12 protein-coding genes are annotated in these 14,661 nt (G+C 60.9%); 10 read left to right on the top strand and 2 right to left on the bottom strand.

The window, feature by feature from the left end; all coding sequences use genetic code 11:
- Nucleotides 1-25: 25 nt before the first annotated feature.
- Nucleotides 26-607, bottom strand: coding sequence for a NifU family protein (locus tag GRI69_RS01500; protein ID WP_160726551.1), 582 nt, complete (start codon nucleotides 605-607; stop codon nucleotides 26-28).
- Nucleotides 608-720: 113 nt separating this feature from the next.
- On the opposite strand from GRI69_RS01500, the gene GRI69_RS01495 reads away from it, so the two are divergent.
- The 10 genes from GRI69_RS01495 to trxB all read left to right on the top strand — a co-directional run bounded on the left by GRI69_RS01495 (nucleotide 721) and on the right by trxB (nucleotide 14,168).
- Nucleotides 721-3,660 (top strand): M16 family metallopeptidase, encoded by a 2,940-nt coding sequence (locus tag GRI69_RS01495; RefSeq protein WP_160726550.1) that lies wholly within the window; start codon nucleotides 721-723, stop codon nucleotides 3,658-3,660.
- A gap of 107 nt (nucleotides 3,661-3,767) precedes the next feature.
- Complete coding sequence (locus tag GRI69_RS01490; protein ID WP_160727000.1) at nucleotides 3,768-5,141, top strand: class II 3-deoxy-7-phosphoheptulonate synthase; 1,374 nt, start codon at nucleotides 3,768-3,770, stop codon at nucleotides 5,139-5,141.
- A gap of 220 nt (nucleotides 5,142-5,361) precedes the next feature.
- Nucleotides 5,362-6,609: an ergothioneine biosynthesis protein EgtB gene (gene egtB / locus GRI69_RS01485; protein ID WP_160726549.1), complete on the top strand. Its 1,248-nt coding sequence runs from the start codon at nucleotides 5,362-5,364 to the stop codon at nucleotides 6,607-6,609.
- Entirely contained in the window at nucleotides 6,606-7,604 is a 999-nt protein-coding gene (gene egtD, locus GRI69_RS01480) for an L-histidine N(alpha)-methyltransferase (protein WP_160726548.1), read from the top strand. Before egtB ends, egtD begins: the two co-directional genes overlap by 4 nt.
- A 52-nt stretch (nucleotides 7,605-7,656) precedes the next feature.
- A complete protein-coding gene (locus GRI69_RS01475) occupies nucleotides 7,657-8,313 on the top strand; it encodes a retropepsin-like aspartic protease family protein (protein ID WP_160726547.1) in 657 nt (218 codons plus the stop codon).
- 40 nt (nucleotides 8,314-8,353) lie between these two features.
- A complete protein-coding gene (gene otsB / locus GRI69_RS01470; RefSeq protein ID WP_160726546.1) occupies nucleotides 8,354-9,097 on the top strand; it encodes a trehalose-phosphatase in 744 nt (247 codons plus the stop codon).
- Nucleotides 9,094-10,881: a glycoside hydrolase family 15 protein gene (locus GRI69_RS01465; protein WP_160726545.1), complete on the top strand. Its 1,788-nt coding sequence runs from the start codon at nucleotides 9,094-9,096 to the stop codon at nucleotides 10,879-10,881. The genes otsB and GRI69_RS01465 overlap by 4 nt, the downstream gene beginning before the upstream one ends.
- Nucleotides 10,878-12,275, top strand: coding sequence for an alpha,alpha-trehalose-phosphate synthase (UDP-forming) (locus GRI69_RS01460; protein WP_160726544.1), 1,398 nt, complete (start codon nucleotides 10,878-10,880; stop codon nucleotides 12,273-12,275). The genes GRI69_RS01465 and GRI69_RS01460 overlap by 4 nt, the downstream gene beginning before the upstream one ends.
- A 63-nt stretch (nucleotides 12,276-12,338) precedes the next feature.
- The gene (locus tag GRI69_RS01455; protein WP_160726543.1) at nucleotides 12,339-13,118 is read left to right on the top strand and encodes a tyrosine-protein phosphatase; all 780 of its coding nucleotides are present in this window, start codon (nucleotides 12,339-12,341) and stop codon (nucleotides 13,116-13,118) included.
- Between the two features lie 66 nt (nucleotides 13,119-13,184).
- Complete coding sequence (gene trxB, locus GRI69_RS01450) at nucleotides 13,185-14,168, top strand: thioredoxin-disulfide reductase (protein WP_160726542.1); 984 nt, start codon at nucleotides 13,185-13,187, stop codon at nucleotides 14,166-14,168.
- A 40-nt stretch (nucleotides 14,169-14,208) separates the two neighbouring features.
- Here trxB and GRI69_RS01445 read toward each other — a convergent pair whose 3' ends face one another.
- Nucleotides 14,209-14,652, bottom strand: a complete 444-nt coding sequence (locus GRI69_RS01445; protein ID WP_160726541.1) for an MAPEG family protein — start codon at nucleotides 14,650-14,652, stop codon at nucleotides 14,209-14,211.
- Between the last annotated feature and the right edge of the window lie 9 nt (nucleotides 14,653-14,661).

The raw sequence follows: 14,661 nt of genomic DNA, 5'->3' as shown, positions 1-14,661 counted from the left end.
CTTGGAGTCTAGGTTCGCAAAACAGTCAGGCTGCGCGGACTTCAACGACCTCGGGGACGTAATGTTTCAGCAAGCCTTCAATACCATGCTTCAGCGTTGCAGTCGAAGAGGGACATCCAGAGCATGCACCCTGCATCTGCAGGTAAACGACCCCGTCCTTGAAGCCGCGATACTGGATATCTCCGCCATCTCCCGCGACCGCCGGACGAACGCGCGTTTCGAGAAGTTCGTTGATTTGGGAGACGATGTCGGCATCGGCCTCGTTTTCCTCGACCAGCAGCGCATCGTCTTCAGCTGGCACGGAAATGTCTCCAGCCGTTCCGGGTGCGAAAAGCGGTGCTTCTGAAACGAAATGATCGAGCAGGATCGACAGGACCTGAGGCTTGAGATCCGACCAGTTGACGCCCGGCGCTGCCGTGACGGAAATGAAATCACCGCCGAAGAAGACGTTGACGACCTCGCCGGTATCGAAAACGGCCTGCGCCAGCGGGCTGGCCTCGGCCGCTTCAGGCGTGGCGAATTCGCGCGTACCCTGGCTCATGACGGGACGGCCGGGCAGGAACTTGAGACTGGCCGGATTGGGCGTGGTTTCGGTTTCGATGAACATGACCGAGATGTAGGAGCGAGGGCAGGGTCGGACAAGCCATACTTGGTCTGCCAGCCGATGCTTTTCCTTTCATTCACTGGCGCTTCAGAACCCCGGCGCCTATATGCCGCGTCATGACTGATCCCCTGCGCGCCGCTCGGCGTTTCGCGTTTGTCTTTCCTCTTCTGCTGCTTGTCCCGCAGACCCTTCCCGCTCAGGAACTCGAGCGGCCGGAATCGCTGCAGGCCGAGACGGAAGTTCCCTGGATTTACGAGAACAGCGACGTTCCGCAGGACGAGGAATGGCTGTTCGGCGAGTTGGAGAACGGCATTCGCTATGGCGTGCGCGAGAACGGGGTTCCGCCCGGCCAGGTCTCGATCCGGGTACGGATCGATGCAGGCTCGCTGTACGAAGAGGACAACGAACTCGGCTATGCGCACTTATTAGAGCACCTGTTGTTCCGTGAGAGCAAGTATCTCGGGCGTGCCGAAGCCATTCCGACATGGCAGCGCTTGGGAGCGACATTCGGCAGCGATACCAATGCCGAAACCAGTCCGACGCATACGGTCTACAAGCTCGACCTGCCGGATGTGAACGCGCAGAAGCTGGATGAGAGCATGAGGCTCATCTCCGGCATGATCCGCGAGCCTGTTCTTTCAGATGCTAACGTCCGGGCCGAGGTTCCGATCGTTCTCGCAGAGAAGCGGGAGCGTGGCGGTGTTGGCGAGCGAGTGAGCGAACGGACCCTCCAGACCCTGTTCGCAGGCCAGCGGCTTGCAGAACGCATCACCATCGGCACCGAAGACAGCCTGAATTCCGCCAGCGGGCAGTCGGTCGGCGAATTCTACAACCGTTGGTATCGTCCCGAGAACACCGTCATCTCTGTGGTAGGCGATCTCGATCCGCTGCTCTTTGCTTCGATGGTGGAGAAATATTTCTCCGATTGGGAGGTGGCCGGCACTCCTGCCGAAGCGCCCGATTTCGGGGACCCGGTCCCTCCGGCCAATGCAGATCCTGCCAACCCGGTGGGCGAGGTTGCGGTAATTGTCGAACCGACGCTTCCGAGAGGCTTCACCTATGGTTATTTCCGCCCTTGGCGTCAGGTAGACGATACCGTCGTCTATAACGAGGGTCGCCTGCAGGAACAGCTGGCGCTTTCGCTGATCAATCGCCGTTTGGAAGCGCGTGCGCGGGCTGGTGGCAGTTATCTCTACGCGCAGGCCAGCGAGTCCAAGATCAGCCGCTCGACCCATGCGACGCTCGTGCAGTTCGCCCCGCTTACGGAAGACTGGGAAGCTGCGCTTGAGGATGTCCGCGGTGTTATCGCCGATGCGCTAGCCAATCCCCCGACGCAGGAGGAGATGGATCGGGAACTGGCCGAAATGGAAGTCGGATACGCCAATATGGTCGAGCAGCGTTCGGTTCTGGCAGGGTCGAACTATGCCGACGATCTGGTCAACGCGGTCGATATTCGCGAAGCCATTGCTGCACCAGAGACTTTCCTCATGGTTTTCAATTCGATGAAGGCAAAGGCAACGCCGCAGACCGTGCTCGAAGAAACGCGCGAACTCTTCGAAGGCGAGGTCATTCGGGCAACCTACGTCACGCCCGAGGCTTCCGATGTGAGCGAGGCAGCTCTCAAGACTGCGCTTCTCGAGCCCGTCGACGCTGCCGACAATGCGCGTCTTGCTGCGCAGGACATCAGCTTCGACGACCTGCCGCAGATCGGCACGCCCGGTGAGGTGGTTGCGCGTGAGCCCCACGGGATTGGCAATGTCGAACGGATCGAATTCGCCAACGGCGTAACGGCGCTGTTGATGGCAAACACGCACGAGCCGGGCCGCGTCGCGGTGAAGGTTCGTTTCGGTGCAGGGCTGCGCGCCTTCGATCCCGAAGATGCACCCTATATCGATCTTGGTCAGTCGGCCCTTATCCAATCCGGGCTGGGTGAACTCGGTCAGGAAGAGCTCGACCGTATTTCAACCGGCCGCAAGATGGGCTTCGAGTTCGGAATCGAAGAAGGCACCTTTACCTTCGGTGCACAGACGCGGCGTCAGGACCTGGCTGACCAGTTGTATCTCTTTGCAGCCAAGCTTGGCATGCCGCGCTGGGACCCCAATCCCGTCGCCCGCGCCAAGGCGGCGGCACGGCTCGCCTACGAGAGCTATGCATCGAGCCCCGGCGGCGTGTTGAACCGCGATCTCGAATATTACATCTACGACGAGAACCCGATTTTCCGCACGGCGTCCCCGCAAGAGCTGGAGAATACTTCGGTCGAGGGTTTCCGCGAAGTGTGGGAGCCGATCTTGGCGCAGGGACCGGTCGAGGTGCTGATTTTCGGAGACTTCGATAGCGAAGAGGCGGTGCAGACGCTTTCCCGGACCTTCGGCGCTCTGCCCGATCGACAGCCGATCGCGCCTGCCGTGCTCGATCGTGCGATCGAGATAGCACCGGCGGGCGAAACAGTCGTGCGTTACCACAAGGGCGAGGCGAACCAGGCTGCGGCGGTCATTTCCTGGCCTACCGGAGGGGGCATGGACGAAATCCGCAAGTCGCGGCAGCTGGCAATCCTTACCGAGGTGTTCAGCAATCGCCTGCTCGACGCGATGCGTGAGAAGGCGGGGGCAAGTTACTCCCCCTCGGTCCAGTTGGACTGGCCGACCGATGTCGATAGCGGCGGTTCGATCACCGGCTTCGCCCAGCTCCAACCGAAAGATGTTCCGGTATTCTTTGCCGAGGCCGACCGGATTGCGAGCGAACTGACCCAGACACCGCCCACGCCGGATGAACTTGCACGAGCAACCGAACCGCTGCGCAATTACTACGAGCGGATTTCGAGCGGGAACTACTTCTACTTGCTCGAGCTCGAAGGTTCGACGCAAGACCCGCGCCGGATGCAGGCGCTGCGGGGCTTGATCAACGATTATTCGCAGACCACGCCCGAAGCGATGCTGGCACTGGCCCGCGAATATTTCGGCGGTGCCGACGGCTGGCGTATGGCCGTGATTCCCGAAGGCGAACAGCTTGCGACCGCCGCTGGGGGAGCAAGCGTCACGGCGCAAAGCGGCCGCTGAGCCGATCAGGGCAATCGCTCTTTTGCGCTGGCCAAGTTTATGCTGCTTGCGCGAATAGGGCCCGTCGGCTTGGGTTTCAGGCCGATTAGGCAGGTACTGGATGAATGATGGCACGCGAATGGGCACCCGATAGCTGGCAGAGCTTCGAAGCGAAGCACCTGCCGCGCTATGAAGACGCCGCAGCGCTCGACGAGGCTACCCAGGCGCTCGCCAGCCATCCTCCGCTTGTCTTCGCGGGCGAAGCGCGTGCGCTTAAGGCCGATCTGGCAGAAGTGGCGCAAGGAAACGCGTTCCTGTTACAGGGCGGCGATTGCGCGGAAAGCTTTGCGGAATTTCATCCGAACAACATTCGCGATACCTTTCGCGTGCTTCTGCAGATGGCGGTTGTGATGACGTTCGCCAGCAAGAAGCCGGTAGTGAAGGTCGGGCGCATGGCGGGCCAGTTCGCCAAGCCCCGCAGTTCGGATTTCGAAACTCAGGGCGAAGTGACGTTGCCGAGTTATTTCGGCGACAACGTCAACGGTATCGAATTCGACGCGGCAACCCGCACTAACGATCCGCAGCGTATGGTCCGTGCCTATTTCCAGGCCTCGGCCACGCTGAACCTGCTGCGCGCCTTTGCGGGCGGAGGCTATGCGAACCTGCGGCAGGTCCATCAGTGGACGCTGGATTTCATGGGGCGCAGCCCCTGGGCAGACAAGTTCTCTGACGTGGCCGACCGGATTGGGGAATCGCTCGATTTCATGGAAGCCTGCGGGATCGATCCAGCAACGGTGCCGCAGCTGCAGGGCACCAGCTTCTACACCAGCCACGAGGCGCTGCTACTGCCATACGAACAGGCCATGACCCGCCAGGACAGCCTGACCGGAGATTGGTACGATACCAGCGCGCACATGGTCTGGATTGGCGATCGCACCAGGTTCGATGGCAGTGCTCACGTTGAATTCGCGCGCGGCATCGGCAATCCGATTGGCATGAAATGCGGTCCGAGCCTCGAAACTGACGCCCTGTTGCGTCTTCTCGATACGCTTAATCCGGCGCGCGAGCCGGGACGCATCACGCTGATCAGCCGCTTCGGACACGACAAGGTCGAAGACGGCCTCCCGCGCCTTGTCCGTGCGGTGAAGGCGGAAGGTCATCCGGTCGTGTGGAGCTGTGATCCGATGCATGGAAATGTTGTCAAATCGGAAAGCGGCTACAAGACCCGTCCATTCGACCGGATCCTGACCGAAGTGAAGGGCTTCTTCGCCGTTCACCGTGCCGAAGGGACCCATCCTGGCGGTATCCATGTCGAGATGACCGGGCAGGACGTCACGGAGTGTGTGGGCGGTGCTGTCGCCATCACGGACGAAGCGCTCAAGGATCGCTATCACACCCATTGCGATCCCCGTCTCAACGCCGCGCAATCGCTGGAACTCGCTTTCCTCATAGCGGAGACGCTCAACGCAGAGCATGCACATCAACAGGCGAACGCTGCCTAGTTTAGTCTGTGCGGCATCAGCATTTGAAAAGTGTCAAGCCCTTGGAACATCTTGGTCTTTGGGCCGTCTGGTTCGAAAGCTTGCAGCAACTTCTGAGTTGGCTTGGGTCAATCCGGACGATCTGCGCTTCGAATTGAATAGCGGCCTTTAAACCGGGTTTTAAATGCGCCATGGTGCTTGCCGGTTGTCGCTTCCGGCAATTGCAAAGGAGGGCAGGACTATGCCTGGCGTTCAGGCCAACCGTCCCGCAGAAGCAGGGGATCTTCAGGAAGAATACGCCAGGGTACGTGCTCTGAGCGAGGCATTGGTCGAACCTTTGTCCGAAGCCGACGCCACACTTCAGTCGATGGAGGATGCCTCTCCGGCCAAATGGCATCTGGCTCACGTAACATGGTTCTGGGAAACCTTTCTCCTGCGCGACCATGGTAATGGCTACCAACTCTATGACGATGACTGGCCCTTCGTATTCAATTCCTATTACGAGGCGGAAGGTGAGCGGATCGCGCGCTTTTCCCGCGGGATGTTGTCGCGTCCGACACTGCAGGACCTTCTTTCCTGGCGCGCCCATGTGGACGAGGCCATGCAGCAGCTTCTGGACCGTGAAGAACTGCGCCCGCTGATCGAACTGGGCTTTGCGCATGAGCAGCAGCATCAGGAACTGCTGCTGACCGACATCAAGCATGCCCTTTTCCAGAACCCGCTCGGTCCCGCCATGTGGGATACGACCCCGGCGGCGCGGAAGCAGGCGGACGATTGGTACGAACATCCTGGCGGTATCGCCCGGATCGGGCATCAGGCGGATGGGTTCGCCTTCGACAACGAAGGCCCGGCGCATCGTGCTTTGCTGGAACCCTTCGCTCTTTCATCGCGGCTCGTCACCAACGGCGAATGGGCTGAATTCATCGCCGATGGCGGCTATGAAACGGCGGCCTTATGGCTGTCGGACGGCTGGGGTTGGGTGCAGGAAAAAAAGATCGGCGCGCCATCCTATTGGCGTGGCCAGCAGCATTTCACGCATGGCGGCTGGCAGGACCGCAATCCCGATGCGCCGGTCACCCATATCTCCTATTACGAAGCAGATGCGTTCGCGACCTGGGCAGGCCGGCGACTGCCGACGGAGTTCGAGTGGGAAGCTATCGCTCGCGGGCAGGAGGGCGAGCTAGCGGCCCATGATCCGTCGGGCGGCAACCAGCTGGACGATGCATCCCCGCCACTCCCGATTGGTTCCGATGGACTGTTTGGCGATTGCTGGCAGTTCACACGCTCGGGCTATCTCCCCTATCCTCGCTTCCGGCCGGCAGAAGGCGCGGTGGGCGAATATAACGGTAAGTTCATGAGCGGCCAGTTCGTCTTGAAAGGCGCCAGCTGTGCCACGTCGCGGGGGCATTCGCGCGCCAGCTACCGGAACTTTTTCTACCCCCACCAGCGCTGGCAATTCACCGGGCTGAGATTGGCAAAGGATTTATGAAGACCGAACAGGGAATAGCGCTCGTCGACCGTGACGAGGATGGCGTGGATCGTGCCTTCCGTGAAGATGTTCTTGCAGGCTTGCGCCAGCGCCAGAAGGCTATCCCCGCGCGCTGGCTGTATGATGATGCCGGCTCGCAGCTCTTCGAAGATATCACGGAGCTGGAGGAATATTACCCGACCCGCGCAGAAACCGAGATTCTCGAAGCTCGCAGTACGGAATTCGCCGAGTTGATCGGCACGGGCAGGGCAGTGGTCGAATTCGGTTCCGGCAGTTCGGTGAAGACTCCCCTGCTGCTGCGCGCCATTGACCCTGCAGCTTATGTCCCGCTCGACATATCGGGCGATTTCCTGCGCATGTCGGCAGCTGCACTGGCGGAGAAGTTTCCCGCTTTGAACGTGTATCCGGTCGAAGCGGATTTCATGCGCCAGGTAGAATTACCGGGCGAAGTTCTCGGCACGAAGAAGCTGGGTTTCTTTCCCGGCTCGACGATCGGGAACATGGTGGCCCGAACGGCGGTGGACCTGCTGCGCTCGATGCGCGCTACGCTCGGGGCCGAAGAGGGCGAGATGCCGCTGCTGCTCATCGGCATGGATCTCGTGAAGGACCGGAAGGTCCTAGAAGCCGCCTACGATGACGCGCGCGGAGTAACCGGCGAGTTCAATCTCAATCTCGCGCGTCGCATCAATCGCGAGCTCAGCGGGGGCATTCCGGTCGATGCGCTACGCCACCTTGCGCGCTGGAACGACGATTATGCTCGGATCGAGATGCATCTGCAGGCAGTGCGCGATATCGCCTTCACGGTCGCAGGCGAGAACTTCGCCATGAGCGAAGGCGAGACCATCCACACGGAAAACAGCCACAAGTTCACGCGTCGCAGCGCGAACACGCTGTTGCTGGCGGGTGGCTGGGCACCAAAAAAGCGCTGGACCGACGAGCAGGGCCGCTTTTCGCTGATCCTCGCCGAAGCAACGGAAAAGCGGGACGCCCCCTGATTTTTCCGGCCCATTCATCGACGCGATCAGTTCCGTTCCCTATATCCGCGTGATGGACCCGCAAAGCGCCTTCGACGCCATCGCAGAAGTGATCCGCGCCATACCGCGTTCCGGCTTGTTGGCAGGCACGATAGCTGCGCTCCTGCTCGGCTGGATCGGCGCATTGATGCTCCGGAACAAGATTGCCGGGGGGCGGCTAGTCCGCACCGTCAGTACGCTGGCACTGGTGGGTATCCTCACCACCGTATTCCTTCAGCTTGCCCGCTTCGATCCGCGGCTGGACGCCGTGACCCAGATCGGCATGGCCGAACAGCGCATCGTGGGCGAAGAAACGCTCGTTCCCATGGCGGCAGACGGTCATTACTGGGTGGTAGCCGAGGTAAACGGTGTCCCGACGCGATTCCTGATCGATACCGGGGCCACGCTGACGGCCTTGTCCGGAGAAGCCGCCGCGCGTGCCGGCCTAGAGCCCCGTACGGGCGGGTTGCCGGTCATGCTGAGCACTGCGAATGGAACGGTCACTGCCGAACTGACTACCCTCGGCAACCTGAGCTTCGGCAACATTGCCGCCGAAGGACTGGACGCCGTGATCGCGCCCAATCTGGGCAATACCAATGTGCTGGGCATGAATTTTCTCTCCCGGCTTGAGGGCTGGCGGGTCGAAAATGGCGATTTGATCCTCGATCCGGGGACCGCAGCGGAAAGCTGATCGTTTGACCTTCACGACGAGGTCGTTAAGGCCACTGCCGATGGCCAGCCCCTCTTCGCTCCCATCTCCGCCGCCTCTCGCTGACCTGCTCGCAGCAGGTCCCGTGGCGCTGTTTCTGGACTTCGACGGAACCTTGGTCGAGATCGCGCCCGAACCCGGCGATATCCACGTACCCGACAGCTTGGCCGATGCACTTCACCGCCTGCACGAACGGTTGAATGGCCGGTTTGCCCTGGTAACAGGAAGGGCGCTCGACGATCTCGCCTCGCATCTGGGCGAAGTAACGCTTTGCCGTGCGGGCTCTCATGGGGCGTCGCGGCTGTTGCCCGACGGATCGAGGCTGGGCGACGAGCCGGAAGCATTGTCGGCCGACTGTGTGAGCGAGCTTCGCGCCTATGCGGAAATGCACGATCTCTTTTACGAAACGAAATCGCATGGCGGCGCGCTGCACTTCCGCGCAAGGCCCGAAAAGGCGCGGGCAACCCTCGATTTTGCGCACGAAGTCGCAGAGCGCCACGATCTTTGCGTGACCAGCGGCAAAGGTGTGGCCGAACTTGTTCGTCCGGGCGCAGACAAGGGGGGAGCCGTGCGGGCCTTTATGGCAGAGCAGCCTTTCACCGGCTCCATGCCCATCTTCATCGGCGATGACACGACCGACGAAGACGGCATGGCTGCAGCAATCGAATTCTCGGGTTTCGGTATTGCCGTCGGGGAACGGGATAGTGACGCTGCGCGCTATCACCTCGAAGATATCGCTGCAGTGCACAAATGGCTGGATCTATGACCGAACCGAACCTCGAACTTTCCCCCATCGGCAATTGCCAGGTCAGCGCCCTGATCGACGAGGCCGCCGGTTTCGTGTGGGGTTGCGTCCCCCGCGTGGACGGCGATCCAGTGTTCTGTTCGCTACTCAACGGCGACAGGCAGGACGAGGGTGTCTGGCGGTTCGAACTGGAAGGACAGGTTTCCGCCACCCAGCATTATGTCCGAAACACACCAATTCTCGTGACGCGTCTCGAAGCGGAAGATGGCAGCGCGCTGGACATTTACGATTTCGCGCCGCGTTTCGAACGATCGGGCCGGATGTATCGCCCCGTGGCATTCATCAGGATCGCACGGCCGGTGTCGGGCGCCCCCCGCCTGCGTGTTCGCCTCGCCCCGATGCGGAATTACGGGGAGGAGTTGAGTAAGACCACCAGTGGAACCAACCACATCCGTTATCAGCTCGGCGATCAGACGATGCGCCTCACCACCGATGCGCCTGTCGGCTATATCCTCGAAGATTGCAGCTACCGCGTCGAAAGCGACCAGCACTTCTTCCTTGGTCCGGACGAGCCTTTCGTGGGCAACATCCGCAGCGAAGTCCGCAGGATGGAAGCGAACACGAAGAAATATTGGCAGCACTGGGTGCGCGGCCTCCACATTCCGCTGGAATGGCAGGAAGAGGTCATTCGCGCCGCCATTGCGCTGAAGCTGTGCCAACACGAAGAAACCGGCGCGATCGTGGCTGCGTTGACTACCTCTATCCCGGAAGCGCCCGGCAGCCAGAGAAACTGGGATTACAGGTTCTGCTGGATCCGCGACAGTTACTACACCGTTCAGGCGCTGAACCGGCTGGGCGCTCTGGACGTACTGGAAAAGTACCTCGCGTACCTTCGCAACATCATCGACCAGGCACGAGGCGGACAGATTCAGCCGCTCTATTCGGTGATGGGCCTTGCCGAACTGCACGAGTTCGAAGCCGAGAACCTTGCGGGATATCGCGGTAATGGCCCGGTTCGCATAGGCAACGCGGCCTACACACAGGTCCAGTACGATTGTTACGGCCAGATCGTGATGCCGACAGCGCAGGCGTTTTTCGATACGCGTCTCCTGCGCATGGCGGACGAGCGCGATTTCACCCATCTGGAAGAAGTGGGCGAAGCGGCGTGGGCAAAGCACGACAAGCCTGACGCCGGCCTGTGGGAATTCCGCACGCGGCAGGAGGTTCACACCTACTCCGCGGTCATGTGCTGGGCCGCCTGCGACCGCCTTTCCAAGGTGGCCGGACAGCTCGGCAAGGCGGACCGCGTCGCGTTCTGGAAAGAGCGTGCAGAAACAATCCGCGCCAAGATCGATGCCGAGGCCTGGAGCGAGGAAGACGGACACTACGTCGCCAGCTTCGAAAGCAACTATCTCGACGCCAGCCTGCTGCAGATGGTCGAACTGCGCTATCTGAAACCAGATGACGAGCGCTTTCTGGCGACATTTGAGGCAGTAGAGCGCGAATTGCGACGCGGCGATCACATGTTGCGCTATGCCGCGGAGGACGACTTCGGCGCACCCGAAACTGCATTCAATGTCTGCACTTTCTGGCTCATAGAAGCCTTGCATCTCACCGGCAGAAGCGAAGAAGCGCGAAAGATGTTCGAGGCCATGCTCGAGCATACGACGCAATCGGGCCTGCTCAGCGAAGACCTCGATTACGATACGGGCGAGCTTTGGGGGAACTTCCCTCAGACCTACTCGCTGGTAGGTATTATAAACTCAGCCGGTCACCTTTCGAAGAGTTGGAGCGAAGTGCGATGAGCACCGACGCTCGTCTTGTTGTCATCTCCAACCGCGTCGCCGTACCCAAGGCACGCGGAGCGGCTGGCGCACAGGGCGGGCTGGCAGGTGCGCTTCATTCGGCACTCAAGGACCGCCAGGGTCTCTGGTTCGGCTGGTCGGGCGAGCAAAGCGAAAGCGGCCGGACCGGCAATATTTCGACCCAGACATCCGATGACGTCACCACCGCCACCATCGATCTCTCCGAACGGGATATCCAGGAATATTACAACGGCTATGCAAATTCTACGCTTTGGCCGCTGTTCCATTATCGTCTCGATCTGGCCAAGTTCGAGCGCGAGACGGCAAAGGGCTACGAACGCGTCAATGAACGTTTCGCGGAGCTTGTCGCCTCTCTGATCGAGCCAGACGATATCGTGTGGGTGCACGACTATCACCTTGTCCCGCTCGGCGAACGTCTGCGTTCCCGCGGGTGCAAGAACCGCATCGGTTTTTTTCTGCACATCCCGTGGCCCGCCACCCGCCTGTTCGTATCGCTGCCCTATCACGAGCGGTTGGTGCGCACGATGCTGCATTATGACCTCGTAGGTTTCCAGACGCAGGAATGGCTCGAAAGCTTTCTGCACTATTGCCGCGGGGAGCTTGGCGCCGAGGTGGATGAAGAGAGCGGGTCCGTTACGCTCGAGGGGCGGACCACGATTGCCCGGGCCTATTCTATCGGCATCGACTGGGAGCATTTCAGCAGGCTGGGCGAAACCGGTACGGCTCGTCAGGCCCAGCAGCGCCTGATGAGCTCGACCCGAAGGCGCACCGCTATGATCGGTGTCGACCGGCTGGACTACTCCAAGGGTCTGCCCGAGCGCCTCGACGGGATTTCGCGATTTTTCGACAAGTATCCGGAGCGTGTCCGGGATCTCGTGTTCGTCCAGATCGCCCCGCCGAGCAGGGAAGATGTCGAAAGCTATCAGGTAATTCGGGCCACGCTTGAGCAGAAGACCGGCCAGATCAACGGTGCGCGCAGCGAAGTCGATGTCGTGCCCGTGCGCTACGTCAATCGCGGCTATAGCCACGAGGAATTGTTCGGGTTCTTTCGGGCAGCGAAAATCGGGCTCGTCACACCCCTGCGTGACGGGATGAACCTCGTCGCCAAGGAGTACATCGCCGCACAGGACCCGGAAGATCCAGGTGTGCTGATCCTATCGCAATTCGCCGGAGCGGCGGCGCAGCTGCAGGACGCGGTATTGGTCAATCCGCACAGCCCTGACGATCTCGCGCATGCAATCCGGGTTGCTCTCGATATGCCGCTTGAAGAGCGCAAAGAGCGTTACGAGAAGCTGATAGGAACAGTGCGGGACGACAATGTCCAGAACTGGACCGAGACGTTCCTGCGCGACCTCGACAACGTTCCGCATTAATCTCGGTCCTGGCGACGATTTTGTAGCTGGCCCCCCGCAGGTGTGGCTGCCACGGTTCACTTCATGATTCGCAATCCATTTCTCGACACCGAAGGCATTCACAACTTCCGCGATTACGGCGGCTGGACGACACAGGGCGGGAGCAAGGTGAAGACCGGTCTGTTGTGGCGTTCAGGACAGCATATCGGGGCTAGCGAGGCAGATCTTCTTGCCGTGAAGGCGCTCGACATCAGGACCGTTATCGACCTGCGCGGCATTTCGGAGCGTGAACGCAACCCGTGCCGCCGACCGGATGGCTTCGATGGGGAGGTCTTTTTCCATGATGGCGAAACCAGTTCCGGTCCCCCTCACATGGACGTGGACAAAAGCACCACGACCGAAGAGTTCGCCCGCCAGCGCATGATCGCGGTGTACACCCGCATGCCGCGCAACCCGGCGATGATATCCATGTTTTCGCGCTATTTCCGGCTGCTGGCAGAGCGGGACGGGGCCAGCCTCGTCCATTGCTTCGCGGGCAAGGACCGCACCGGTGTCGCGGCCATGCTCATGCTCCACGTGCTGGGTATCGGCCGGGACGATCAGATGGCGGAATTCCTGCGCACCAATGACGCGCCAACGATGGAAGTGCTCGCTTCTCAATCGGTGCCGGGCATCGAACAAAGGCTTGGCCGAAAGCTGGACGAGGGCGCGATCAGAGCGCTGCTGGAGGTGCATGAGGACTATCTCCACACCTTCTGGCGAGAGGTCGAGGAGGAGCATGGCTCGCTCGATGCTTTTGTCCAAGATGCCATAGGTGTGGACGACTTGTTGAAGGACCGGCTTCGCGAACGCTTCGTGGCGTGACTCCGGCGAAGGCAATCCCCATATAGCCGCCTCGCACATTTCCCACACGATCACGAGACAAGACACATGGCTACCCATCGCACCAAGATGCTGATCATCGGCTCCGGCCCGGCGGGCTATTCCGCTGCCATTTATGCCGCGCGTGCGATGATGGAGCCGATCGTGGTGCAGGGCCTCCAGCCTGGCGGCCAGCTGACCATCACTACCGATGTCGAGAACTATCCGGGCTTCGCCGACGTCATCCAGGGTCCCTGGCTGATGGAGCAGATGCAGAAGCAGGCGGAGCATGTCGGAACCCGGATGATGTGGGACACCATCGTCGATGTCGATATCGCGGGCGGCTCGCCTTTCCGGGCAGTGGGCGATAGCGGGGACGAATACATTGCCGATGTGCTGGTGATCGCTACCGGCGCGCAGGCCAAGTGGCTGGGCGTGCCGGGTGAAATGGAACTGGGCGGCAAGGGCGTATCGGCCTGCGCAACCTGTGACGGTTTCTTCTATCGCGGCAAGAAGGTCGCGGTGATCGGCGGCGGCAACACTGCAGTTGAGGAGGCGCTTTACCTCACCAACCATTCGGACGATGTGACGCTGATCCACCGCCGCGACGAATTGCGCGCGGAGAAGATCCTGCAGGAGCGCCTGCTCATCCATCCCAAGATTTCGGTCATCTGGAACAAGACGGTGGAGAGCTTCGAAGCAGGCCCGAACGGGGCGCTGCATCAGCTCAATCTGCGGGACACCGTGACCGGAGAAGACAGCACCTTCGAAGCCGACGGAGCCTTCGTCGCCATCGGCCATGCGCCCGCGACCGAACTGTTCAAGGGCAAGCTGCCGATGGACGATGGCGGCTATCTCCTTACCGAGGCTGGTTCGCCCAAGACCGACGTCCCGGGAGTCTTCGCTGCGGGCGACGTGACCGACCATGTGTACCGTCAGGCGGTCACCGCCGCCGGAATGGGCTGCATGGCCGCGCTCGATGCGGAGCGCTTCCTCGCCAATCTCGAGATCGATGCGGACGGGCATGCCCATGCCGCAGAGGCTGCCGAGTAACTCCGGCTGAAGGGCTCGCGCGCGGCGAGCCCTTGCCAGCTCAAACGTGAATATCGAACGCCCAGATCGCGGCGTGGAAGATCAGCGCGATCAGCACGAGGCTCGACAGGGCGAACAGTACGAAGCGCACCATTACCTTGTTTGCGGTCACCTGCACAACGGAGTGAGTGATGCGCAGGCCGACGTAGATCCACGCCAGCAGCGCGTTCATTCCTTCGCCCCAACCGACCATCGCCAGCAGCAGGCAGACCGCGTAGAACAGGGTCGGCTGCTCGTGCAAGTGGTTGTAATTATGCGCTTTCCACTGGACCTGATCGGGCAGGGTATCGTCCAGCCCCTTGGTCTTGCGGACGTCGTCGGGCTTGATATTCGCCTTGCTCATCGCCGGAATGCGCGTGGCGTACATCCACAGCCACATAACCATGGTCCATGCCATGAGGATCACGACCGGTTGCAGGATCGCGGATTGGGTAATCACATTCATTTCGTCAGG

Origin of the sequence: Qipengyuania vulgaris (assembly GCF_009827325.1) — a bacterium.
In the GTDB taxonomy this organism is placed as follows: Bacteria; Pseudomonadota; Alphaproteobacteria; order Sphingomonadales; family Sphingomonadaceae; genus Qipengyuania; species Qipengyuania vulgaris.
This window is presented reverse-complemented; position numbering and strand designations above follow the sequence as displayed.

Excerpts from the sequence above, each read along its gene's own strand:
- trxB (WP_160726542.1), top strand. The coding sequence starts at position 13,185 with ATGGCTACCCATCGCACCAAGATGCTGATCATCGGCTCCGGCCCGGCG.
- GRI69_RS01490 (WP_160727000.1), top strand. The coding sequence starts at position 3,768 with ATGGCACGCGAATGGGCACCCGATAGCTGGCAGAGCTTCGAAGCGAAG.
- GRI69_RS01465 (WP_160726545.1), top strand. The coding sequence starts at position 9,094 with ATGACCGAACCGAACCTCGAACTTTCCCCCATCGGCAATTGCCAGGTC.
- GRI69_RS01460 (WP_160726544.1), top strand. The coding sequence starts at position 10,878 with ATGAGCACCGACGCTCGTCTTGTTGTCATCTCCAACCGCGTCGCCGTA.
- GRI69_RS01455 (WP_160726543.1), top strand. The coding sequence starts at position 12,339 with ATGATTCGCAATCCATTTCTCGACACCGAAGGCATTCACAACTTCCGC.
- otsB (WP_160726546.1), top strand. The coding sequence starts at position 8,354 with ATGGCCAGCCCCTCTTCGCTCCCATCTCCGCCGCCTCTCGCTGACCTG.
- egtB (WP_160726549.1), top strand. The coding sequence starts at position 5,362 with ATGCCTGGCGTTCAGGCCAACCGTCCCGCAGAAGCAGGGGATCTTCAG.
- GRI69_RS01445 (WP_160726541.1), bottom strand. The coding sequence starts at position 14,652 with ATGAATGTGATTACCCAATCCGCGATCCTGCAACCGGTCGTGATCCTC.
- GRI69_RS01475 (WP_160726547.1), top strand. The coding sequence starts at position 7,657 with ATGGACCCGCAAAGCGCCTTCGACGCCATCGCAGAAGTGATCCGCGCC.
- egtD (WP_160726548.1), top strand. The coding sequence starts at position 6,606 with ATGAAGACCGAACAGGGAATAGCGCTCGTCGACCGTGACGAGGATGGC.
- GRI69_RS01495 (WP_160726550.1), top strand. The coding sequence starts at position 721 with ATGACTGATCCCCTGCGCGCCGCTCGGCGTTTCGCGTTTGTCTTTCCT.
- GRI69_RS01500 (WP_160726551.1), bottom strand. The coding sequence starts at position 607 with ATGTTCATCGAAACCGAAACCACGCCCAATCCGGCCAGTCTCAAGTTC.